The sequence below is a fragment of the Streptomyces sp. NPDC050546 genome (assembly GCF_044457425.1).
Taxonomy (GTDB): domain Bacteria; phylum Actinomycetota; class Actinomycetes; order Streptomycetales; family Streptomycetaceae; genus Streptomyces.
In genome coordinates this window covers 639,469-660,864 of the sequence record NZ_JBITGX010000001.1, presented here as the reverse complement: position 1 = coordinate 660,864, position 21,396 = coordinate 639,469, and the positions used below count along the sequence as shown (strand labels likewise).

The window sequence follows — 21,396 nt, the reverse complement described above, 5'->3', positions numbered from 1 at the left end:
TGAGGAGGACCGGTGATTCGCGTACTGCTCGCCGACGACCAGTCACTGGTCCGGGCAGGGTTCCGGGCGCTGCTCGACGCGCAGCCGGACATCGAGGTGGCCGCGGAGGCCGCCGACGGTGAGGAGGCCGTGCGCCGGATCCGCGAACTGCGGCCCGACGTCGTCCTGATGGACATCCGCATGCCCGCGCTCGACGGCCTCGCGGCGACCCGGCGGATCACCGGGGACGCGGGGCTGAAGGACGTCAAGGTGGTCATGCTCACCACCTTCGAGCTCGACGAGTACGTCTTCGAGGCCATCCGCTCGGGCGCCTCCGGCTTCCTGGTCAAGGACACCGAGCCCGACGAACTCCTGCGCGCGGTACGGGCGGTGGTCGCGGGCGACGCACTGCTCTCGCCCGGGGTGACGCGCCGGCTGATCGCCGAGTTCGCGGCCCGCTCCAAGGAGCCCGCGGCGGCCGGCACCCTGGCCGGACTCACCGAGCGGGAGCGGGAGGTGATGGCCCTGGTCGGCATCGGCCTGTCCAACGAGGAGATCGCCCGCCGTCTGGTCGTCAGCCCGCTCACCGCGAAGACCCACGTCAGCCGCACCATGGTGAAGCTCGGCGCCCGCGACCGGGCCCAACTGGTCGTGCTCGCCTACGAGTCGGGGCTTGTGCGGCCGGGCTGGCTGGGCTGAGCCGACGACCGGAACCGGACCAGCACACTGACGACCCGGGCGAGGAAGAGCACGGGCGCGAGCACCAGCCCGGCGCGTGGCAACAGGGCCTCCCCCGTTGCCGGAAGCTCGAACAGCAGCGCGGGACCGGCCACGGCCCCGAAGACGACCGCCGCCGCGAAGGCCGCGCTGCACAGCGCGTACCCGATCTCGACGGTGACCGCGTCCCGCTCGGCCTGAGTGCGCCGTCCCCCGTGATGCGTCATACGGAGAGTCAGACAGGGGCGCGCGCCCGGCGGGCAAGGCATCCCGCCGGGCGCACCGCTTCTTCGGTCGTGGCAGTGGCGGGCGAGGCTCGGCGGTGGCCGGCCGGCCGGGCGGTGCGGGGTTACGCGGCCGCCCGCCGCTCACGCCTCCTACTCGGTGCGCAGGGCCGTGGCGGTTCGGGCCCCGGCGGCCCAGCCGGCGGGCAGGAGCGCACCCAGTGTGGCGATGAGCAGGCCGCCGAGTGCGAGCGGGAGCAGTTCGGCCCCGCGGTAGACGGCGATGACGGAACCGGGGAGGCGGAGCCCCACGCTGTCGCCCATCGCGGGCAGGACCCAGCCGTGCAGGGCCACGCCGAGCGGCACGCCCAGAGCGCCCGCGACCAGTCCGGTCACCACGACCGAGGTGAGGACCATCGCCACGGTCTGCCGGGGGGTCATACCGAGTGCCTTGTGGACACCGATCTCCCGCACGCGCTCGCGGGTGTCGAGCAGCACACCGTTCAGCACGCCGAGCGCGGCGACGGCCACGAGCATCAGCGTGAGGATCAGGGACAGCGCGTTGAGCGTGGCGACCATCTCGCTGCCGGCGTCGAGCCCGCCGGCCCGGGCGGTGACACCCAGCGGTGCCAGGTCCCTGTTCAGCGCGTCGAGGTAGCCGGTCACGTCGGTGCCCGGGGCGACCGCGATGTGATGGCTCGTCTCCGCCAGGTCGGGATGTGCGGCCGTCAGGGTCGAGGCGTCGGTGAAGAGCTGCATGCCGTCGTTACGTGGGTCGAGGACCTCACCGACGATCCGGACCGTGACGGGCTCGGCCAGGCCGTTCAGGGTGACGGTGTCGCCGACGCCGGTGCCGGTGGCGGCCAGGAACGGGGTCGGGACCACGGCCTCGCCGGGCCTGTCGATCCAGCGGCCCGAGACCATCGTGTAGCCGCCCCAGGAGGCGTCGCCGGTGAAGGCGTTCACGTCGATGGTGCCGGTCAGGCCGGCCACGGTCGCCCGTACCGTCGCGGCGCTGTAGTACTTCCCGGTTCCGGCGACGGCCTTCACGGCCGCGGCGACGGCGGCGGGATCGGCCTCGGGCCGCTTCTCGGTGTCATGGCCGGGGCCTTGGGATCCGAAGTCCGGCAAGGGCGCGGGCACGACGACATCGGCGGCGTCGTGGGCCCTGGCTTTCATCACCTGGCCGAGCGAGGCGCCCATCCCCACGGTGAACGTGACGGCGACGGTCCCGAACAGGATCGCCGCGCCCATGGCCGACGCGCGGGCGGGCCGTGCGAAGGGCCGGGCCAGGCCCAGGGCGACCGGCTGCGGCAACGGCAGCCGTCCGGCCAGGCGGGCCGCCCACCGGCCGCGCCCGGCCGAAGCGGTACGCCCCACGGCGAGTGCGTCGACCGTACGCAGCCGGCCTGCCCGCCAGGCACTCGCCCACGCGGTGGCCGCCACCAGGCCGAGCACCCCGGCGACCACCGCCAGGTCGACCCAGGGGGCGACGACCAGGGACGAGGTGCCGTAGACCTCCTCGGTCTCGGCCAGTACGGGGACGGCGAGCAGATGGCCGGCGAGGACACCGAGGGCCGTGCCGGCGGCGGCCGGGATCAGCGCCTGGCCCACGTAGGCCCGCACGACCTGCGCCGGGGTGAAGCCGACGGCCTTGAGGACGCCGATGCGGCGCGTTCCCGTGCCGACGGCCGAAGCGACGACGTTGCCGACGATGAGCACCGACATGACCAGCCCCAGGGCGCCGAACGCGATGAGGAACGGGACGTAGACGGCCGTGTCGCGCTCGGCGGTCCTCTTGACGGTGAGCCAGGACTGTTCGCCGACGGCCGCTCCCGGCGGCAGGGACCGGGTCACGGCCCTGCCGCCCGCGGTGATCTGCGCGGTACTGCCCGCGTCGGTGAAGCGGTAGAGCATCTGGTAGCCGCCACCGCGGGGCGCGGTGAGCGCCGGCATCTGGGATGGAACCACCCAGGCGTCGGCGGTCCGCGTGACCGAGCGGGCCACACCGACCACCGTCAGCGCCGGACCGCCGGACAGACCGGGGAAGGTGATCTCCATGCCCAGTGCCGGGAGGAGCGAGGAGTCGGCGGAGAGCGCGATCTCGCCGGAGCGCGTGGGCCACCGCCCGTCGAGCAGTGCCACCTCGTCCACGTCCCGCCCGGGATCGTCCCGGCCGACCACGGTCATCGGCCCTCCGGGGCCCGCCCCGTCCGAGCGTGGGGTGACCGTCGCCGTACGGAACGGCCCGGCCGCATCGCTCACCCCTCCGGCGTCCTTGGACTTCGACAACTGCCCGGCGCTCACCTCGCCGGCGTCGAACCGCACGGACAGATGCGCGCCGCGCTGCGCTGCGAAGGCGTCGTCGAAGGGCGCGCCGGACACCACGAGCAGCGTTCCGCCGAGGACCGAGGCGGCCACCGCCATCATCGTGGCGAGCCCGATCACCAGCGTCTGCACCCGGCGTCGTGCCACCCCCGAGCGCACCACCTTGCCGAGGGCGCTCATCGGACGGCCTCCGGGGCGATGGCCCGCGACCGGACGTCTTCGGTGATCCGGCCGTCGGCGATCCGGACCGTACGGTTGGTGCAGGACCGGGCCAGGGCGAGGTCGTGGGTGACGACGACGATGGTCTGGCCCTCGGCGTTGAGGCCGGTGAGCAGTCCGCTGACGTCCTGTCCGGCGGCCGTGTCCAGGGCTCCGGTCGGCTCGTCGGCCAGGAGCAGCGCCGGCCGGTTCATCAACGCCCGGGCCACCGCGACGCGTTGCCGCTCGCCGCCGGACAACCGCCCCGGGTAGGCGCGGGCGTGACGGTCGATCCCCAGCAGTTCGAGGAGCTCCGCCGCCCGGCGGTCTGCCTCGCCACGTGCCATGCCGGCGAGGCGCGCGGGCAGGACGACATTGCCGGTGACCGTCAGATCGTCGAGCAGATTGAAGAACTGGAAGATCATGCCGATCTTCGACCGCCGGTAGAGCGCCGATCCGGCTTCGCCCAGCCGGTCCACCCGCACCCCGTCCACGGTGACGGTCCCCGTATCGGGCCGGTCCAGGCCCGCGATCAGATTGAGCAGCGTGGACTTGCCGCTGCCGGAAGGGCCGAGGATCGCGACGGCCTCGCCGGGCCGCACGGTCAGCGAGGCCTCGTGCAGAGCGGGCGGACCGTCGTCGTATCGGCGGCTCACCTCACGCAGTTCGATCACCGGCACGGTCATGAAGGCTCCTCGGTACGGCAGTCAGGTGCCTGAACGCTAGGAGCGGACCCGGCCCGCACGCGTCGCCCGCACGGACCCATTGCGGTACCGCGTCGGGTTGAGCCCCGGGCATGTCATCCCCGCGATGTAGGCGGGTGATGTATCCGGTGCGGCGGGAATGGCCTCCGGGGCGGACTGCGCGGGGCCGCGCGGCGGCGAGAATGAACCGGTGACGGACGTACGTACGACGCTGGAGCGGCTGCGGGGAGCAGTCCGCCGGACGGTCCGCGACGCCCGGCTTCCGAGCGGTCCACCGCTGCGGCCCACCCGGCGCGCCTGGCAGTTCGACGTGCTGGTGACACTGGCACTCGGCATCGCCACCGTCTACTACGGCATCGACAACGCGAATGTCGTCGTGCTGCGTGAGATCGCACCCGGCGTGGAGATCGTCGTGCCGCGCCCGTCCGGACCCGGCGGCCTGGCCTACATGGTGACTCTCGCGGTCATCGCCTCGGGTGCCCTGCTGCTGCGCCGCCGCTACCCGCTCGCCGTGTTGTGCGTCGTGACGGCCGCGACGCTTGCGACTCCGCAGAGCGTCATGCGGCTGACGTTCTACGCGTATGTCATCGCCGTCTACAGCGCCGCCGTGTACAGCCCGTACCGGGTGGCGACCCTGGCGGCGCTGCCGGTGTCGGTCGTCCTGGTCGGCACCACGGGGAACTCGGTGACACCGATCGTCCCCAACGAATACATCGCCCTGCTGATCCTGATCCCGATGGCCGTGGCCGCCGTCGGCCTGCGTACCTGGAAGCTACGGACCGACGAGGGCCGCACCCGGCTCTCCGCGCTGGAACGCGAACAGGCCGAGGCGCTGCGCCGGGCCGTCGAGCATGAACGGGCCAGGATCGCCCGCGAACTGCACGACGTCGTCACGCACAACGTCAGCGTGATGATCATCCAGGCAGGTGCCGCCCGCAAGATCATGAAAACCTCCCCCGAGCAGGCCGGCGAGGCGCTGCTCGCCGTCGAAGCGGGCGGACGGGCGGCCATGACCGAGCTGCGCCATGTCATGGGCCTGCTCACCATGGCCGACGAGGACGCGGGGACGGACGGAGGCGCGGACCTGGCCGGCACTGTGGCGGAGCTGGCCCCGCAACCCGGCCTGGGCCAGCTGGAGAAGCTGATCGAACGGGTCCGGGACACCGGGCTGCCTGTCGAGCTGACCACGACCGGCCCGCCCCGCCCCCTCCCGCCCGGGCTCGAACTCGCCGCCTACCGTGTGGTCCAAGAAGCCCTGACCAACACCGTGAAGCACGCGTCCGGCGCCACCGCCGCCGTGACCGTCGAATACGGGGCGGAACGGCTCCGGGTGGAAGTCACCGACACGGGTGGACACCCGGGCGCGGGCGCGCCCACCGGAAACGGCCGGGGCCTGATCGGCCTGCGCGAGCGCCTCGCCGTCTACGACGGAACCCTGAACACCGGCCGACGCCTTACCGGCGGCTACCGTGTGGAGGCCCTGATCCCCTTGGAGACACCGTGACCGAGCCGCCTCGTGTGCTCCTCGCCGACGACCAGACCCTGGTCCGTACCGGCTTCCGGTTGATCCTCGGCGCCGACGGCGTCGACGTCGTGGGCGAGGCGGCCAACGGAGCCGAAGCGGTCGAAGCGGTCCCGCGCACGCGTCCCGACGTGGTCCTGATGGACGTCCGGATGCCGGAGATGGACGGCCTGGAGGCCACCCGCCGCATCCTCACCGGCGCATCCGACGACCCCCGCATCATCATCCTGACCACCTTCGACCTCGACCGGTACGTCTACACGGCACTGTCCGCCGGGGCCAGCGGCTTCCTCCTCAAGGACGTCACCCCCGAGCAACTGACCGCGGCCGTCCGCACGGTCCGCACCGGCGACGCCCTCCTCGCGCCCGCCATCACCCGCCGCCTTGTGCAGCGTTTTGCCGGAGGCGAACATTGGCACAGTGCCGGAGGCGAACATCTGCACGGCAGCCACCGCGACAGCGACACCCCTGCCCTCCACCGCGACCTCGCCCCGCTCACCCCGCGCGAACTGGAGGTCCTCGGCCTGCTGGCCCGGGGGCTGAGCAACGCCGAACTCGCCACCCGCCTCCATCTGGCCGAGGCGACCGTCAAGACGCATGTCGCTCGTATCCTCGCCAAACTCGGACTCCGTGACCGTGTCCAGGCCGTCATCGTCGCCTACGAGACGGGGCTGGTCAGCGCCGGCGCACGCGAGGCCGCCGGCCGGCCCACCGAGCAGGGGTAGAGCGAAGCCGGCTCACCGGCCGTCACCGTCACCGACGAGCAGCTGTCCACCGTCCCCTGCGGACGATCTAGTCCCGCACCGCGACGCGCTCCGCCTCCCTGGGCTCGGACTTGGCGACCACGACGGACGGCCGGTCCCGGCGGGTCCGCAGGCCGGTGAGGGTGATCAGGAGGCCGGCGAGGGCGATGAGGGTCACGACCATGAGGCCGGGCCGGTAGCTGTCGAGGACGGCCTGCGGGGTGGCGGCGCCCTTCTCCGGGCTGTTCGCGGTCACCACCGCCGTCACCACCGCGAGGAAGATCGCACCGCCCACCTGGACCGAGGTGTTGAGCAGCCCGGAGACCATGCCCTGCTCGTTCTCGTCCACCCCGTTGGTGGCCTGGACGTTGAAGGACGGGAAGGTCAGCGCGAAGCCCGAGCCGACCAGCAGCATCGTCGGCAGGATCACCGAGGCGTACCCGGGGTTCAGGTCGATGCGCAGGAACAGGACGTAGCCGGCCACCATGAGGGCGAAGCCGAGCACCATTAGCCGGGCCGTGCCGAACCGGTCGATGACGGCGCCCACCTTCGTCGCGGAGAGCGCCACCAGCGCGCCCGCCGGGAGGAACGCCAGCGCCGTGTGCAGTGCCGACCAGCCGAGCAGCTGCTGCATGTACAACGTCACCAAGAACTGGAATCCGATGTAGCTGCCGACGAACGTCAACGCGCCCAGCTGGGCCCGCACCTGCGGCCCCGAGCGCAGCACTCCGAGCCGTATCAGCGGGCTGGGACTGCGCCGTTCGACGGCGACGAAGGCCACGAGCAGTACGGCCACGGCGACGAAGGACAGGACGGTCCGGGCCGCGGCCCAGCCCACCTCGGGCGCTTCGACGACGGTGAAGACGAGCAGCAGCATCGAGGCGGTGCCGAGGACGGCGCCGGGGATGTCATAGCCTCCCTGGCCGCGCTCGCGCTCACTGCGCGGCAGCAGCCTCAGGCCCACGAGCAGCGCGATCAGCGCGATCGGGGCGGGCAGGAGCATGGTGAGCCGCCAACTGGCCTCCGTGAGCAGGCCGGAGAAGACGAGGCCCATCGAGTACCCGGTGGCGCCGCAGGTGGTGTAGATGGCCAGGGCGCGGTTGCGCAGCGGGCCCTCGGGGAACGTCGTGGTGATGATCGACAGGCCGGCGGGGGCCGTGAAGGCCGCGCTCAGGCCCTTGATGAAGCGGCTGGCGATGAGCAGCGGCCCGGAGTCGACGAGACCGCCGAGCAGTGAGGCCAGAGCGAAGACGCCCAGCGCCACCAGGAAGACCTGGCGCCGGCCCAGCAGGTCGGCGGCCCGTCCGCCGAGGAGCAGCAGACCGCCGTAGCCGAGGATGTAGCCGCTGACGATCCATTGCAGTGCCGAGGTCGACAGGCCGAGGTCGGCGCCGATGGACGGCAGCGCGACGCCGACCATGGACACGTCCAGGGCGTCCAGGAACATCGCGGCGCAGAGCACCAGCAGGGTGCCCCAGAGTCGCGGAGTCCAACGTCCGTCGGACGTGGGGGTGGTGAGCGGAGAGATCATGCCCGAGACACTACATGCGCATGCATGGAATGCAAGTGCATTTAATTCAGATGCAATGAACTCGGCTCTCTGTTACGGTGCGGCCCATGGCGGCTAAGCAGGCCGAGCAGGCGCTCGTGGAACAGTGGCGGGACATTCTGGCGCTGCACGCGCGAACACAGTGTGAACTCGACCGTGCTCTGCACGGCCACGGCCTGTGCGCCAGCGACTTCGAGGTGCTCGACGTCCTCGCCGGGTGCCGGACGCCTAAGGGCACTCCGTCCTACCGTGTGCAGGAGATCTCCGAGCGGGTCCATCTGAGCCAGAGCGCGCTGTCGCGGCTGATCGCCCGGCTGGAGAAGGAGGGGCTCGTGGAGCGCTGCATGTGCTCCGAGGACCGGCGGGGCGTGCAGGTCGCGCTCACGCCCAAGGGCCGCGCCCTGCACGGCGAGGTGCTGCCGGTGCAGCGCGCGGTGCTGGCGCGGATGCTGACGGAGGACTGAGCCGCTCTAGGACTGAGCCGCTCTAGGACTGAGCTGCTCTAGGACTGAGCCGCTGGGCGCGCAGGGCCGTCAGACCCCGGACGCCTCCCGCCACAGCGTGGCGAGCGCCTGGTCGCCCGTGACGTTCGGCAGGGGAGCCCGGTTCCACAGGGCCAGGTACAACTGCTCCGCCGGGCCGGACAGTTCGCACTCCGCCTCGTCCGTCGCGCCCCACGTGGTCACGGGCGGTTCCGAGGACAGCCGTACGGTCCACACCGCGTCGGTGTCGTCCGTGCGCACGCGCAGGACGCGCGGCCCGGGGGTGCGCACCCGGCTCCTGGAACGGGCGTGGAAGCCGCGCAGCAGTTCGTCGATGCCGTCGGTCGCGAAGTCCGGGGCGACGGCGGACGGGGCGCCCCCGCGTGCGGACTCGGCGTCGATCCGGTGCACGGCCGTCTCGTGTGCCTGCCGCCGGGTCCAGAAGGCCAGCGGGGACGGCGCGGGCAGGAAGGCCCAGCACTCCACGTCGGGCGAGGCGCCGGCCAGGGTGTCGACGAGGTGGCGGTGGCTGTCGCGGTACCAGGCCACGAGCTCCGCGCCGTCGAGCTGCGGGGCCTCATCCGGCGGACGGCGCTCGGTGAGCCCCTCGGTGACGTACGACGCGGCCCAGCGGTGCACCGCGCCCGTGTGCCGCAGCAGGTCGCGCACCTGCCACTCCGGGCAGGTCGGCACCTTCGCGTCCGTCCCGGCCTCCTCGGCGGCCGCGGCCAGCAGCAGGCCCTCTGACTCCAGTGTGCGCAGGAACTCGGCGGTCTCCATGGCGCCGAGTCTGCCGCATGGAGCGCGCTCCGGGCCCGGGATTTCTCTGGGGCGTCACGGCAGCGGCAGCACCCTTCAGCCTCCGGCCGCCCGCCGTGTCGCCGCCCCCACGAGCGCGCCGACCGCTGCCGCCACCGCCGCGAGCAGCGCCACGCTGGTCAGGGCGGTCGGCAGGGTGAACCAGTCGGCCATGAAACCGATCGCCGGCGGCCCTAGGAGCATGCCGCCGTAGCCGAGGGTGGAGGCCGTGGCGACGCCGCTGGGGCCGGCGAGCGCGCCCGCGCGTTCCACGGCCACCGGGAAGAGGTTCGCGAGGCCGAGGCCCGTGACCGCGTAGCCGAGCAGGGCCGCCCACAGGGAGGGGGCGAGTGAGCCGAGCAGCATTCCGGCCGCCGCGGTGCTGCCGCCCGCGACGACGGTCCGGGTCCGCCCCAGGCGTTCCAGGAGCGTGGTGCCGGTCAGCCGCCCCACCGTCATGGCGAGCGCGAAGCAGGAGTAGCCGGCGGCCGCGGCGCCCGGCGAGGCGTCCAGGTCCTGTTCCAGGTGCAGGGCGCCCCAGTCGGCCAGCGCCCCCTCGCCGTACGCGGTGCACCCCGCGATCACGCCGAAGACGATCACCAGCCCCCGGGTACGGCCGTCCAGTCGGCCCGGGGCGTCCTTCGCGGGGCGTGCCCGCTCCGGCGGCGTCGGCGGCTCGTGCCGCAGGAGCGTCGGTCCCGCCAGGACCGTCACCAGCAGTCCGACGACGGTGAGCAGCAGCAGATGCCGGGTGGGGGAGAGGACCCCCGCGAGCAGCCCGCCCAGACCCGCGCCGATCATGCCGCCCAGGCTGAACGCGGCGTGGAAACTCGGCATGATCGGCCGCCGCAGTGCGGCCACCAGCTCGACGGCCGCGCTGTTGAAGGCGACGTTGATCCCGCCGTACGCGGCGCCGAAGAACAGGAGCACGAGGCCGAGCGCGAGGACCGAGTGGGTCAGCGGGGGCAGGGCCACGCTGAGGGAGAGCAGGACGGCGCAGACGACGGTGACCTGGTGGTTGCCGTAGCGACGGCACAGGCGACCGGTGAGCGTCATGGTGATGACGGCACCGGCCGAGACGCCCAGGAGGGCGAGGCCCAGGGCGCTGGCGGAGGCGTTCGTCTGTTCCTTGATGGCGGGGATGCGCACGACCCAGCCGGCGAAGACGAAGCCGTCGAGGGCGAAGAAGACGGTGAGCGCGACACGGAGTCGGGTCAGGGAGTTGCCGTCGCCCGGCACGGCACTGTGCGTTCGGGGTTTGTTTATTTGCGGCACAAACTCAGGCTAGGTGGGTGCGGGGGCGACGACAAGGTGGGACTCTGGGACGAGAGGCATTCGCCGAGAGGGAAGCCGAGGCGACTCGGGAGGACGCATGGGACGTGACGTGCCGGCCCGGGTGTTCACGCGGGAGGACCGCCGTCGCTACCGGCAGAAGATGCACACCGACCTCGAGGTGCTGGCACGGATGCTCGCCGAGTCGGGCTTCGAGAGCGAGCGCCCCCGGGTCGGGCTGGAGATCGAGCTCAACCTGGTGGACGACGAGGGACTGCCGGCGATGCGGAACACCGACGTGCTCCAGGCGATCGCCGACCCCGCCTGGTCGAGCGAGCTGGGCCGCTTCAACCTGGAGATCAACATCGCGCCCCGGGAGCTCACGACCGGCGGCCCCGGAGACTGGGAGCGGGAGATCCGGGACGCCCTGAACCACGCCGAGGACCGCGCCTCGGCCGTCGGCGCCCACCTGATCATGGTCGGCATACTGCCGACGCTGGGCGAGACGCATGTCAGCGAGGCCGCCCTGTCCGGCGACCCCCGGTACCAACTGCTCAACGAGCAGATCTTCGCGGCGCGCGGAGAAGACCTGCGGATCACGGTCGACGGTGTCGAGCGCCTGGCCACGTACGCCGACACCATCACCCCGGAGGCCGCCTGCACCAGCACCCAGTTCCACCTCCAGGTCGCCCCGAAGGAGTTCCCGCACTACTGGAACGCGGCCCAGGCCATCGCGGGCGTCCAGATCGCCCTCGCGGCGAACTCGCCCTACCTCTTCGGCCGGGAGCTGTGGCGCGAGACCCGTATCCCCCTGTTCGAGCAGGCCACCGACACCCGGCCCGAGGAGATCAAGGCGCAGGGCGTCCGGCCCCGGGTGTGGTTCGGGGAACGCTGGATCACCAGCGTCTTCGACCTCTTCGAGGAGAACGTGCGCTACTTCCCGGCCCTCCTGCCGCTGTGCGACGACGAGGACCCGCAGCGGACCCTCGACGGGGGCGGCGTTCCGGAGCTGGGCGAACTGACCCTGCACAACGGCACCATCTACCGCTGGAACCGCCCCATCTACGCCGTCACCGACAGCGGCCCGCATCTGCGCATCGAGAACCGGGTGCTGCCCGCCGGCCCCACCGTCGCCGACACCATCGCCAACGGCGCCTTCTACTACGGACTGACCCGCGCCCTGGTCGACGAGGACCGGCCGGTGTGGACGCGGATGTCCTTCTCGGTCGCCGAGGAGAACCTGCACACCGCGGCCCGCGACGGCATCGACGCCCGTCTGTACTGGCCGGGGGTGGGCGAAGTGCCGGTCACGGAACTGGTGTTGCGGCGCCTGCTGCCGCTCGCCCACCGGGGCCTGGAACTGGCCGGCATGGACGACGCGTGGCGCGAACCCCTGCTCGGGATCATCGAGCAGCGCTGTGTCACCGCCCGCAACGGCGCCCTCTGGCAGGCCGAGACGGTCCACCATCTGGAGAAGGCCGGCATCTCCGACCGGCGTGAGGCGCTGCGGCAGATGACCAGGACCTATATGGACTACATGCACATGAACGCTCCCGCGCACACCTGGCCCGTGGACTGACCCCCGCGGCATCGCCCGGTCAACCCCGGCCGGGAGCGACCGGGCCCTTCCAGTCCCCGGCGGCCGTCCACGGCACCGGATCGGGCGCCTGCGCCGACGTCGTCAGCTCGATCCGCCGCCCCTCGGCCGACGAACGCAGGAGAGCCGTCATCGTCTCCAGGACGTGCAGGGCGAGTTCGCCGTTCGCACGCGGCTCCCGTTGCCCCTCGGCGGCGATGAAGTCGAGCAGCCCGACGCCGCGTGCGCCGTCCTCGTAGCCCGCCGACACCGGCAGGGTGCGCCACCGGGAGTCGCCGAGCGCGTGCAGCCGGACCTCGCCGTCGAAGCGGTTCGGATCGGGCACCGAGAGGGTCCCCGTCTCGCCGTGGACCTCGATCGGCGCGGCCGTGGTCGCCACACCGTCGAAGCTCGTCGTGATCGTGGTCAGCGCCCCGCCCGCGTGTTCCAGCACCCCGGAGACATGACTGTCCACCTCGACCGGGATCCGCTCGCCCGTGCGCGGCCCGGAACCGATGATCCGCTCGGCACGCAGCCGGCCGGCCGCCCCGATCACGGCACGCACCGGGCCCAGCAGGTGGACCAGGGACGCGAGGTAGTACGGCCCCATGTCCAGCAGGGGGCCGCCGCCCTCGGTGTAGTAGAAGTCGGGGTGGGGATGCCAGCGTTCGTGGCCGGGGGTGACCATCACGGCCGAGGCGAACTGGGGGCGTCCGATGCTCCCCGCCTCGACCGCCGCCCGTGCCGTCTGGACCCCGGTGCCCAGGACGGTGTCAGGCGCGCACCCCACACCGACGCCCGCCTTCGCGGCGGCCTCCACGACGGCGCGGGCCTCGGCGAGGGTGGCCGCGAGCGGCTTCTCCCCGTAGACGTGCTTGCCGTGGCCGATGGCGCCGAGGGCGATCCCGGCGTGTGCGGCCGGGGTGGTGAGGTTCAGCACCGTGTCCACGTCCGGGCTGCCCAGCAACTCCTCGACCGTCAGCGCCTCGACACCGGGCAGTTCCGCGGCGACGGCGGCCGAACGGGAGGTGTCGAGGTCGGCGACCGCGGTGACGCGCACGGCGGGATGCCCGGCGAGCGTGTCGAGGTACGCGCGGGAGATGACACCGAGTCCTACGACGCCGATGCGGTGCGCGTCGCCCACAGCATGCCCCTCTCGATGATGGTGCGGACGTCGGGGTGCTCCAGCACGTCGAGGCTGTGCCCCGGTGTCGTCACCAGGACGCGCCCGGCACCCCACCGGCGGGTCCAGACCGCCGGCGAGGTGACCGGCCGGTGCCAGGGCTGCCACGGCTGGGCGGGATGCGTGGTGGTGGCCAGGACGTCGATGAGGTCGTCGTGGAGCACCCAGTACTGCTCGGTGTCCAGCTCGAAGTCCTCGATGCCCGCCGTGACCGGGTGTTCGCGGCCGGCCTCGGTGAGGTTGATCGTGTGCGGCAGGAAGTTGTCCTCCGCCCCGCCCAGGCGCTCGCACGGTTCCTTGCCCGGATGGGTGGCGAACTGGCCGCCGACCAGGTGGAGATAGTCGGCGGAGGCGCGGAACGAGTCGGCGATGCCGCCGTGCCAGCCGGTGAAACCGGTGCCGGCCACGACCGCCGAACTCAGTCCGGCCACCTGCTCGCGCGTGATCTCCGACATCGTCACGCACTGCACGACGAGGTCGGTGTCCGCCATCTCGGCGGGGTCGGCGTAGACGTCGGTCGATTCCTCGACCCGGACCGCGTATCCGTTGTTCCGGAGGAAGGGCAGGAACAGCTCCGTCGCCTTGACCGGCTCGTGGCCTTCCCATCCGCCTCGGACAACCAGGGCTCTCTTCTGCGTCATCGTGATCTCACTATGCGCGGGGCGCCCGTGCTCCGAAAAGAGGGCCGGGCCTCACGAAAGTTTCGCGGCCGAGGCCCGGGCGCCGACCGTCCAGCAGGCCGCGGTGAAGCGGACTTCCGAGCCGTGCACAAAGGGATCGAAGGCGGCACGGACCGTCTCGACGACCCGCGCGCGCGTCTCCTCGTCCACCTCGGGCAGGAACATGCCGACGGCGCCGAGCCGGGTGAAGTAGCGGACCAGTTCCTTCTCGGGCATCGTGCAGACGATGTCGATCGGCCGGATGTCGATATCGGCCCACCCGCTCTCCGCAAGAATGCGGCCGACCTTGTCCGGGTCCGCGAAGGCGAACTGTCCCGGCTCGTCGGGCCGGCGGACGGGCAGGCCCGGAAGCAGCGGTGAGGCGGCGCGCTGGGCCGTCGTCATGAACGGGTTCTCGGCGGGGTCCCGCCAGACGACCAACCGGAGGGCGGCGTCGTCCCGGGCGGCGCTCCGGAGATTCGCGAAGGCGCGGACGGGGTCGTCGAAGAACATGACGCCGAACCGCGAGACGACGGCGTCGAAGGTGCCGGGCTCGAAGGCGTGCTCCTGCGCGTCGGCGCGGACGAAGGAGGCCGGTACGCCCTCCCGCCCGGCGCGCTCCCGGGCGGTGTCGATCAACGACTCGGAGATGTCGACGCCCAGGCAGTGACCCGCCGGGCCGACCCGTCGTGCGAGGGCCAGCGTGGTGCCGCCCGTCCCGCAACCGACGTCGAGCACGTGTTCCGCGCCCTCGGCGGCCACGGCGTCGACGAGCAGCTCCTCCATGGGCCTGAACATCTCGTCCAGCACCGGCTGGAGATCCACCCAGGCGTTTCCGGCGCGCCCGTTCCAGCGGGCGGTCTGTCCCTCGTCGTTCCTGCGCTCGGCGTCCATGCTCGTCGGCTCTCCTCTGCTTGCCTGCGTCTTGCCTTCGTCGGGGCGGGATGACAGCGTTCTACTTCAAGTCGACTTGAGGTCAAGGGAATGACAGACCTGGACATCGCCGAAGTGGCCCAGCGCGCCGGGGTGCCCGCATCGACGCTGCGGTTCTACGAGGAGAAGGGGCTGATCGCCCCGACCGGCCGGCGGGGGCTGCGCCGGCAGTTCGATCCCGGCGTGCTGGAGCGGCTGGCGCTGATCGCGCTGGGGCGGACGGCCGGGTTCTCGCTCGACGAGATCGCACGCATGTTCGCACCTGACGGACCGCCACGGATCGACCGGCGCATGCTGGCGGACAAGGCGGAGGAACTGGACCGCAGGATCAGCGAACTGGGCGTGCTGCGCGACTCCCTGCGACACGCCGCCGCGTGCCCCGCGCCGAGCCACATGGAGTGCCCCACCTTCCGCGGCCTTCTCGACGCGGCGGCGTCGGGCGGTGTACCGACGCCGAGGAGGCGGACGCCGCCCGGGGGCTAGCCGCCCGTTCGGCCTCTTGCCGGGCCGGGACCGGCAGAGGGCGTCGGACGAGTGGGCCCGCCGCCGGGCGGCGGGCAGGCGGCTCTACGCGGTGTCGCCGTGTGGACCGGCCGCCACCCGCTCCGGCGTCGTCGTCACCGTCGCCACTCCGCGGGCCCGCAGCTCCGCGAGTACGGCCGGGTCGGCGGTGTCGTCCGTGACCAGGGTCCAGCCCTCGCACAGGGCCGTCCAGGCGTGGAAGGGGCGGCGGCCGAGCTTCGCCGCGTGGGCGAGGACGTAGACGTGATCGGCGCGGCGGGCCATCAGCTCCTTGAGGCGGGTCTGGCGCAGGTCCGCCTCGCAGATGCCCAGTTCGGGGGAGATGCCGTCCGTGCCGAGGAAGACCCGGTCGAACGTCAGGCGCTCCAGGGCGGCTTCCGTGAGCGGCCCGACGAAGCCCTGGCTGAGCGGGCGCAGGGTGCCGCCGAGGCACTCGACGTGCACCGTCTCGACATCGGACAGTGCCTGCAGGGCGGTGAGCCCGGTCGTCGCCACGGTGAGGTCCTCGGCCGTGCGCAGCTCGTGGGCGAGCGCCCCGACCGTGGAGCCGGCGTCGAGCAGCAGCGTCTCGCCCGGCCGCACCTGGGCAGCCGCCCAGCGGGCGATGGCCTGCTTGGCCTCGAAGGCCTCGCCCACGCGCTGCCGCAGGGACGCCTCGGGGTGCGCGGCCAGCGCCATGGCCCCGCCGTAGGTGCGGGCCAGACGCCCGTCGGTGGTGAGCTTGGCCAGGTCGCGGCGGATGGTCGAGGCCGTCACGCCGAACAGCTGCGAGAGCTCCTCCACGCTCGCCAGGCCGGTGGTGGTGGCGAGGTGGACGATGCGGTCGCGCCGCGCCTTGGATCCGGTCACAGACATAGGTTCTTCAGGTCCTCAATAGTCCTGGGCCGTCCTGGGTCGCACACGTGCCTGCCGCGAACCGCGGTCAGCGGGCGGCCGGAGCGGTCGACATCTCGGCGGCCTGGCGCAGAGCCTCGACCATGCTACCGGGCTCGGCCCGGCCGGTTCCGGCGATGTCGAAGGCCGTGCCGTGGTCGACGGAGGTGCGGATCACCGGCAGTCCGACGGTGAGGTTGACCCCGGCCTCGATGCCGAGGACCTTGACGGGGCCGTGCCCCTGGTCGTGGTACATCGCGACGATGAGGTCGTAGTCACCGCGCGAGGCCAGGTAGAACGCCGTGTCCGCGGGCAGCGGGCCGCGCGCGTCGATGCCGTCGGCGCGGACCCTCTCCAGTGCCGGGACGATCTTCGTCTCCTCCTCGCCGTAGCCGAACAGGCCGTTCTCCCCCGCGTGCGGATTGATGCCGCAGACACCGATCACCGGGTCGGCGGTCCCGGCGCGCACCATCGCCTCGTGGCCACGGCGCACCGTGCGCTCCACCAGGCCGGGCTCGATGCGGTTCACGGCGTCGATCAGCCCGATGTGGGTGGTGACGTGGATGACCTTCACCCGGGGGGTCGACAGCATCATCGACACCTCCTCGACGTCCGTGAGGTGGGCGAGGAGTTCGGTGTGGCCGGGGTAGAGGTGGCCGGCGGCGTGCAGGGCCCCCTTGTTGAGCGGGGCGGTGCAGATGCCGTCCACCTCGCCGCGCAGGGCGAGTTCGGCGGCGACGCGGACGTAGTGGTAGGCGGCGTCGCCCGCGACGGCGGACAGCTCGCCCCAGGGCAGGTCGGCGGGGAGCAGGCCGAGGTCGATCACGTGGACGCGGCCGGGCCCGAACTCCGCCTGGGCGGGATGTTCGACCGGCACGATCTCGCAGCTGATGCCGAGGATGCCGGCCGCCTGCCGCAGCCGCTCGGCGTCGCCCACGACGACGGGTCGGCAGTCGCGCAGGGTGTCGGGGTGCAGCAGCGCCGGCACGACGACCTCGGGCCCGATGCCCGCGCCGTCGCCCATGGTCACCGCGATGACCGGGAGCGGCCGGGGCTCCGCGGAGGTCTGGCCGGCGGTGGCGGCGGAGGAGGGGGCTGCGTTCACGGGGCTACTCCTGTGGGGTCGGTCGGAACGTGGCGTACGGGTGCGGGGCGCAGGGCCCGGACGATGCGCCGCAGAGAGTCGGCTTCGCCGTAGCTGCCTGGCCGGGTGACGACCGAGCGGCCGTCGGGTGTGCGGGACAGGACCGCGCCGTGGTGGATCTGGCCGACCGGGCGCAGGTCGGTGACGCGCAGGACGTCCAGGACGCGGCGGGCGGTCTCGCCGCCGGTGAGGACCAGGTCGCAGTCGTGCGCGGCGTCGGCGACGGTGTCGGCGAGCGCGGCGACGAGACGGCGTGCGAGGGAGGGGTCGGCCGCTCCTGTGACGCGGACGACCGTGACGGCGGCGACGGGAGGAGGGAGCGGCCGCGGGGAGTGCAGGAGATCGAGGGTGGTGAGGGAGACGTCGTGCGCTCCGTCGGCGAGAAGGTGCGCGACCTGTTCGCGGGCGGACGGCTCGGCCGTGCCCACGACGATCAGCAGCGGCCGGACGACGTCCCCGGGGGCGAGGGCGCTCGCCCCGGTCTCCCCGCTCACCCCGGTCTCCCCGTGCGTGCCCAGCAGCCGTCCCAGGGCGCCCGCGAGTCCGCCGGTGCCCAACAGCCGTACCCCGGGACCCAGTTCGAGGGCCGCCGCGGCGATCGCGTCGAGGTCGGTCTCGGTCTCCGCGTCGCACACCGGATGCCGTCCCTGCGCGAAACACGCACGCAGTGTTTCCCGGAGCGCGCCGGGAGCGCCGCGTACGTCCGTGAGCGGCACGGGAGCTGACGGCAGGTCATCGAGCGCGGCGGCGACCGAGGGCGGGGCGGGCCGCGCCTCGGCGCGCCAGGCGGCCGTCTCGTGCAGCGGCACCCCGTCGAGGTGGACGACCCCGCCCCGGACCGTGCGCCGCGCCGCCGGCAGCGCGGTCGCGATCACCACGCCCCGGCCGTCCCGCGCGTAGGCGGCCGCCTCGGCGGCGAGGTTGCCCCTGAGCAGCGAGTCGACCTTCTTGAAGAGCACCGTTCCGGCCGGCACCGCGTGCGTGGCGTCCCGGACCGCCCGCGCCGCCTCGGCGCCGGGCAGCTGCCGCGAGTCGAGGTCGAGCACCAGGGACTCGCCGGGCACGGACGCCACCGGTGCGGGGACCGGCCCCAGCAGGATCCGGGCGGGCGAGCGCAGCGCCACCGCGGTCTCGGCGGCACCGGACAGATCGTCGGCGAGAGCGAGTACGGGCCGGACGGCGGCCTGGACGGGGCCGCCGGGGCCGGCAGCGGAGAGGGACACGGGTACCTCCTCGGGCGGCCCGGTCGGGCTGCCTCGGGAACCGATGATGACATGAGTTGCGCGAAATGCGCGAGACCCCTTGCGCACTTCGCGCAGTCGTGCCACCTTTTCCGGCGCGACACCTGTTCGTATCCCGCCGGCCGGGCCCCCGACCGGGCCGCGGCGAGAGCCGCACGAACACCACGAGCCGGTCGCCCCCGGAACGCGAGAAGGTCGACGATGACCCCAAGCCCCTATGACGCACCCCCGGACCACAGCCCCCAGCGGGAGCCCCTCGCCCGCCCCGTCCGCCGTCGCACCCTGCTGCGTCTCGGCGCGCTCGGCGGCACGGGTCTCGCCCTCGGTCCTCTCTCCGCCTGCGCCGGACCCACCGGAGCCCCCGGCCCCGGCACCCTCACCCTCGGCCTGAACCGCTCGCTGGTGAGCCTCGACAACAAGCTGAACCAGTTCGACGCCGCCGTCACCGTGCAGCGCGCCGTCCGCCAGGCCCTCACGAGCATCGGACCCGGCATGCGCGTCCAGCCGGTCCTCGCCGACCGGTTCTCCATGACCGGGCCGACCACCTGGAGCGTGCGGCTGCGCGAGGGCGTGCGCTACTCCGACGGCGGCTCCGTCACCGTCGAGGACGTCGCCACCGCCCTGGAGATGTACGGCAAGGTCAACGGATCCTTCCTCCTCGGCCTCTTCCCGGAACTGCCCACCGTCGAGAAGACCGGCGAGCGCACCTTCGAACTGCACACCAGGCGCCCGGTGCCCGTGCTCGACCGCCTCATGGCCAACATCCACATCACCCCGGCCGCCGCCAACCGTCCCGAGGAACTCCAGAGCGGCGTCGGCTCAGGACCGTACAAGGTGATCGAGGCCAACAGCGGAGCGGGTGAATACACCCTCGCCCGCAACCCCCGCTACTGGGGCCGCCCGGCCCACGTCGACACCGTCCGGGTGCGCTTCGTGCCCGAGGAGTCCAGCCGGGTCATCGCCCTGCGCAGCGGCGAGCTGGACGTCGTCGACACCCTCACCCCCGACTCGGCCGAGCAACTCACGGGCCTGCCGGGCGTCACCGTCGAGGAGAGGGCCGGCGCGCGCATCAACCAGCTCTTCTACAACTTCCGCAAGAAGCGGGGCGAGCCCCTCGCCGACCCCCGGGTCCGTCGCGCCCTCACCTACGCCGTCGACGGCGACGCCCTGATCAAGGACGTCCTCACCGACTCCGCCCAGGAGGCCCAGGGCGTCGTCCCGCTCGTCCTGGAGGGCGCGATACGCACCGGCGGGTACACCTACGACCCGAGCAGGGCGAAGGCCCAGCTCAAGGCACTGGGCGCCGAGGGACTGCGGATCCGCATCATCTGGGAGTCGGGCGAGTTCGCCGCCGACAGCTCCGTCATGGAAGCCGTGGCCGACATGTTCCGCGACATCGGCGTCCGCGCCACCCTGCTCCAGTTCGAACCGGGCGGCGACATCCTGAAGTGGCGCCAGGGCCGCGGCGGCGACTGGGACGTCATCGGCAACGGCTTCCCCGGCACCACCGGACAGGCCCTCACCTCCCTCCAGGGCATGTACGGCGGCACCCCCGAGCGGGAACGCACCCGCGACACCTACATGGGCTACGTCATCCCGGACATCCAGCGCCGCCTGGAGGACGCCGCCACCGAGACCGACGCCGCCGCCCGCGACCGCAAGCTGGCCGCCGCGCAGCACGCCGTCTGGAACACCTGGCCCAGCCTCTGGGCCTTCGCCCCCAAGACGCTGCTCGCCCGCCGCGAGCGCGTGCACGACCTGGGCCTGCTCCAGCTCAACTCCTACGATCTGTCCGCCGTACGGCTGGAGGGCTGAGCCGTGGCCACCTACCTCGCCCGCCGCGTCGGCCAGAGCCTGCTGGCCGTCTTCCTCACCCTCACCACGGTCTTCCTGCTGCTGCGCCTGGCCCCCGGCGACCCGGCCGCCGCCTACGCCGCGCCCAGCGCCACGGCCGCCGACCTCGCCCGCATCCGCGCCCAGTTCGGACTCGACGAACCGCTCGTCGTCCAGTACGGGATCTTCCTGCGGGACCTGTGCACCGGGAACCTCGGCACCAGCTACTCCTTCCACTCCTCCGCGTTCCAGGTGGTCATGGACCGGCTGCCGTACACCATCACCCTCGCGGTCTCCGCCATCGCGGTCACCACCGTCGTCGCCGTACCGCTCGGCGTGTGGATGGCCCGACGCGCCGACACCAAGCGGGAGCTGGGCGCCAACGTCCTGACGATCACCGGGCAGTCGATGCCGGACTTCTGGACCGGAGTGATGCTGCTGACCGTCTTCGCGGTGCTGCTCCCGGTGCTGCCCGCCTCCGGCTTCACCTCGTGGAGCGGCCTGATCCTGCCCACGGTGACCGTGGCCGTCCTGCAACTCGCCCTGATCTCACGCCTGGTCCGCCGCGAGATGAGTACCGCGCTCGCCGCCCCCTACACCACGGTCGCCCGCTCCCGCGGCGTCTCCGAACGCACCCTGACCTGGCAGTACGGCCTGCGCAACTCCGCCGTGCCGCTCGTCACCGCGCTCGGCACCCGCTTCGCGGCCCTGCTCAACGGTGTCGTGGTCGTCGAGGTCGTCTTCGGCTGGCCCGGCGTCGGCTCACTCGTCGTCCGGGCCCTGGAGACCCGCGACTACCCGCTCATCCAGGCCACCGTCCTGGTGACGGCCACCCTCGCGATCCTCGTCCAGCTCCTCGTCGACCTCGCCTACCCGCTGTTCGATCCGCGCGTACGACTCGGAAAGGCGGCCTGAC

The 21,396-nt window shown here is 72.7% G+C and carries 20 protein-coding genes; 8 read left to right on the top strand and 12 right to left on the bottom strand.

Features of this window, described 5'->3' with window-relative positions; all coding sequences use genetic code 11:
• Window positions 1-12: 12 nt before the first annotated feature.
• The gene (locus tag ACIBK5_RS02950) at window positions 13-678 is read left to right on the top strand and encodes a response regulator (RefSeq protein ID WP_399015486.1); all 666 of its coding nucleotides are present in this window, start codon (window positions 13-15) and stop codon (window positions 676-678) included.
• Here ACIBK5_RS02950 and ACIBK5_RS02945 read toward each other — a convergent pair.
• The 3 genes from ACIBK5_RS02945 to ACIBK5_RS02935 all read right to left on the bottom strand — a co-directional run bounded on the left by ACIBK5_RS02945 (window position 639) and on the right by ACIBK5_RS02935 (window position 4,132).
• The gene (locus ACIBK5_RS02945; RefSeq protein WP_399015485.1) at window positions 639-923 is read right to left on the bottom strand and encodes a DUF6332 family protein; all 285 of its coding nucleotides are present in this window, start codon (window positions 921-923) and stop codon (window positions 639-641) included. The two genes, ACIBK5_RS02950 and ACIBK5_RS02945, sit on opposite strands and share 40 nt — an antisense overlap.
• Window positions 924-1,073: 150 nt before the next feature.
• On the bottom strand, window positions 1,074-3,428 hold the full coding sequence (locus tag ACIBK5_RS02940; protein ID WP_399015483.1) for an ABC transporter permease: 2,355 nt from the start codon (window positions 3,426-3,428) through the stop codon (window positions 1,074-1,076).
• Window positions 3,425-4,132 carry an ABC transporter ATP-binding protein gene (locus ACIBK5_RS02935; RefSeq protein ID WP_399015481.1) on the bottom strand — a complete coding sequence of 236 codons (708 nt, stop codon included), beginning with the start codon at window positions 4,130-4,132 and terminating at the stop codon, window positions 3,425-3,427. Before ACIBK5_RS02935 ends, ACIBK5_RS02940 begins: the two co-directional genes overlap by 4 nt.
• A gap of 157 nt (window positions 4,133-4,289) precedes the next feature.
• Here ACIBK5_RS02935 and ACIBK5_RS02930 point away from each other — a divergent pair, with 157 nt between their 5' ends.
• Both ACIBK5_RS02930 and ACIBK5_RS02925 read left to right on the top strand, forming a co-directional pair.
• On the top strand, window positions 4,290-5,654 hold the full coding sequence (locus ACIBK5_RS02930; RefSeq protein WP_399015478.1) for a sensor histidine kinase: 1,365 nt from the start codon (window positions 4,290-4,292) through the stop codon (window positions 5,652-5,654).
• Complete coding sequence (locus tag ACIBK5_RS02925) at window positions 5,651-6,397, top strand: response regulator (protein WP_399015476.1); 747 nt, start codon at window positions 5,651-5,653, stop codon at window positions 6,395-6,397. The genes ACIBK5_RS02930 and ACIBK5_RS02925 overlap by 4 nt, the downstream gene beginning before the upstream one ends.
• A 67-nt stretch (window positions 6,398-6,464) precedes the next feature.
• On the opposite strand, the gene ACIBK5_RS02920 is transcribed toward ACIBK5_RS02925, so the two are convergent.
• On the bottom strand, window positions 6,465-7,946 hold the full coding sequence (locus ACIBK5_RS02920; RefSeq protein ID WP_399015474.1) for an MFS transporter: 1,482 nt from the start codon (window positions 7,944-7,946) through the stop codon (window positions 6,465-6,467).
• 86 nt (window positions 7,947-8,032) lie between these two features.
• On the opposite strand from ACIBK5_RS02920, the gene ACIBK5_RS02915 reads away from it, so the two are divergent.
• Window positions 8,033-8,428 carry a MarR family winged helix-turn-helix transcriptional regulator gene (locus ACIBK5_RS02915; protein WP_399015473.1) on the top strand — a complete coding sequence of 132 codons (396 nt, stop codon included), beginning with the start codon at window positions 8,033-8,035 and terminating at the stop codon, window positions 8,426-8,428.
• A gap of 69 nt (window positions 8,429-8,497) precedes the next feature.
• Here ACIBK5_RS02915 and ACIBK5_RS02910 read toward each other — a convergent pair whose 3' ends face one another.
• Window positions 8,498-9,226, bottom strand: a complete 729-nt coding sequence (locus ACIBK5_RS02910; protein WP_399015470.1) for a maleylpyruvate isomerase family mycothiol-dependent enzyme — start codon at window positions 9,224-9,226, stop codon at window positions 8,498-8,500.
• A gap of 75 nt (window positions 9,227-9,301) precedes the next feature.
• Window positions 9,302-10,483, bottom strand: a complete 1,182-nt coding sequence (locus ACIBK5_RS02905; protein ID WP_399015468.1) for an MFS transporter — start codon at window positions 10,481-10,483, stop codon at window positions 9,302-9,304.
• A gap of 133 nt (window positions 10,484-10,616) precedes the next feature.
• Here ACIBK5_RS02905 and ACIBK5_RS02900 point away from each other — a divergent pair, with 133 nt between their 5' ends.
• Entirely contained in the window at window positions 10,617-12,095 is a 1,479-nt protein-coding gene (locus tag ACIBK5_RS02900; protein ID WP_399015466.1) for a glutamate--cysteine ligase, read from the top strand.
• A gap of 19 nt (window positions 12,096-12,114) precedes the next feature.
• Here the strand turns inward: ACIBK5_RS02900 and ACIBK5_RS02895 are convergent, their stop codons facing one another.
• Genes ACIBK5_RS02895 through ACIBK5_RS02885 form a run of 3 tightly spaced genes read right to left on the bottom strand, consistent with a single transcriptional unit; the run spans window position 12,115 to window position 14,828 of the window.
• Window positions 12,115-13,236, bottom strand: coding sequence for a Gfo/Idh/MocA family protein (locus ACIBK5_RS02895; RefSeq protein WP_399015464.1), 1,122 nt, complete (start codon window positions 13,234-13,236; stop codon window positions 12,115-12,117).
• Entirely contained in the window at window positions 13,206-13,916 is a 711-nt protein-coding gene (locus ACIBK5_RS02890; protein WP_399015463.1) for a ThuA domain-containing protein, read from the bottom strand. The genes ACIBK5_RS02895 and ACIBK5_RS02890 overlap by 31 nt, the downstream gene beginning before the upstream one ends.
• A gap of 51 nt (window positions 13,917-13,967) precedes the next feature.
• A complete protein-coding gene (locus ACIBK5_RS02885) occupies window positions 13,968-14,828 on the bottom strand; it encodes a class I SAM-dependent methyltransferase (protein ID WP_399015461.1) in 861 nt (286 codons plus the stop codon).
• A 90-nt stretch (window positions 14,829-14,918) separates the two neighbouring features.
• On the opposite strand from ACIBK5_RS02885, the gene ACIBK5_RS02880 reads away from it, so the two are divergent.
• A complete protein-coding gene (locus tag ACIBK5_RS02880) occupies window positions 14,919-15,350 on the top strand; it encodes a helix-turn-helix domain-containing protein (protein ID WP_399015459.1) in 432 nt (143 codons plus the stop codon).
• 84 nt (window positions 15,351-15,434) lie between these two features.
• Here the strand turns inward: ACIBK5_RS02880 and ACIBK5_RS02875 are convergent, their stop codons facing one another.
• The 3 genes from ACIBK5_RS02875 to ACIBK5_RS02865 all read right to left on the bottom strand — a co-directional run bounded on the left by ACIBK5_RS02875 (window position 15,435) and on the right by ACIBK5_RS02865 (window position 18,629).
• Complete coding sequence (locus tag ACIBK5_RS02875) at window positions 15,435-16,244, bottom strand: DeoR/GlpR family DNA-binding transcription regulator (protein WP_399015457.1); 810 nt, start codon at window positions 16,242-16,244, stop codon at window positions 15,435-15,437.
• Window positions 16,245-16,311: 67 nt separating this feature from the next.
• Window positions 16,312-17,367 carry a 4-hydroxythreonine-4-phosphate dehydrogenase PdxA gene (gene pdxA, locus ACIBK5_RS02870; RefSeq protein WP_399015455.1) on the bottom strand — a complete coding sequence of 352 codons (1,056 nt, stop codon included), beginning with the start codon at window positions 17,365-17,367 and terminating at the stop codon, window positions 16,312-16,314.
• Entirely contained in the window at window positions 17,364-18,629 is a 1,266-nt protein-coding gene (locus tag ACIBK5_RS02865; RefSeq protein ID WP_399015453.1) for a four-carbon acid sugar kinase family protein, read from the bottom strand. The genes pdxA and ACIBK5_RS02865 overlap by 4 nt, the downstream gene beginning before the upstream one ends.
• A 219-nt stretch (window positions 18,630-18,848) precedes the next feature.
• Between ACIBK5_RS02865 and ACIBK5_RS02860 the strand changes: the two genes are divergently transcribed.
• Entirely contained in the window at window positions 18,849-20,462 is a 1,614-nt protein-coding gene (locus tag ACIBK5_RS02860; protein WP_399015452.1) for an ABC transporter substrate-binding protein, read from the top strand.
• 3 nt (window positions 20,463-20,465) lie between these two features.
• Window positions 20,466-21,395, top strand: a complete 930-nt coding sequence (locus ACIBK5_RS02855) for an ABC transporter permease (protein WP_399015450.1) — start codon at window positions 20,466-20,468, stop codon at window positions 21,393-21,395.
• Window position 21,396 lies beyond the last annotated feature (1 nt).

What these genes read in the sequence shown, in the direction of transcription:
- ACIBK5_RS02860 (WP_399015452.1), top strand. Translation starts at nt 18,849, where the DNA reads ATGACCCCAAGCCCCTATGACGCACCCCCGGACCACAGCCCCCAGCGG.
- ACIBK5_RS02915 (WP_399015473.1), top strand. Translation starts at nt 8,033, where the DNA reads ATGGCGGCTAAGCAGGCCGAGCAGGCGCTCGTGGAACAGTGGCGGGAC.
- ACIBK5_RS02875 (WP_399015457.1), bottom strand. Translation starts at nt 16,244, where the DNA reads ATGTCTGTGACCGGATCCAAGGCGCGGCGCGACCGCATCGTCCACCTC.
- ACIBK5_RS02935 (WP_399015481.1), bottom strand. Translation starts at nt 4,132, where the DNA reads ATGACCGTGCCGGTGATCGAACTGCGTGAGGTGAGCCGCCGATACGAC.
- ACIBK5_RS02945 (WP_399015485.1), bottom strand. Translation starts at nt 923, where the DNA reads ATGACGCATCACGGGGGACGGCGCACTCAGGCCGAGCGGGACGCGGTC.
- ACIBK5_RS02940 (WP_399015483.1), bottom strand. Translation starts at nt 3,428, where the DNA reads ATGAGCGCCCTCGGCAAGGTGGTGCGCTCGGGGGTGGCACGACGCCGG.
- ACIBK5_RS02930 (WP_399015478.1), top strand. Translation starts at nt 4,290, where the DNA reads ATGGCCTCCGGGGCGGACTGCGCGGGGCCGCGCGGCGGCGAGAATGAA.
- ACIBK5_RS02910 (WP_399015470.1), bottom strand. Translation starts at nt 9,226, where the DNA reads ATGGAGACCGCCGAGTTCCTGCGCACACTGGAGTCAGAGGGCCTGCTG.
- ACIBK5_RS02880 (WP_399015459.1), top strand. Translation starts at nt 14,919, where the DNA reads ATGACAGACCTGGACATCGCCGAAGTGGCCCAGCGCGCCGGGGTGCCC.
- ACIBK5_RS02920 (WP_399015474.1), bottom strand. Translation starts at nt 7,946, where the DNA reads ATGATCTCTCCGCTCACCACCCCCACGTCCGACGGACGTTGGACTCCG.
- ACIBK5_RS02885 (WP_399015461.1), bottom strand. Translation starts at nt 14,828, where the DNA reads ATGGACGCCGAGCGCAGGAACGACGAGGGACAGACCGCCCGCTGGAAC.
- ACIBK5_RS02890 (WP_399015463.1), bottom strand. Translation starts at nt 13,916, where the DNA reads ATGACGCAGAAGAGAGCCCTGGTTGTCCGAGGCGGATGGGAAGGCCAC.
- ACIBK5_RS02900 (WP_399015466.1), top strand. Translation starts at nt 10,617, where the DNA reads ATGGGACGTGACGTGCCGGCCCGGGTGTTCACGCGGGAGGACCGCCGT.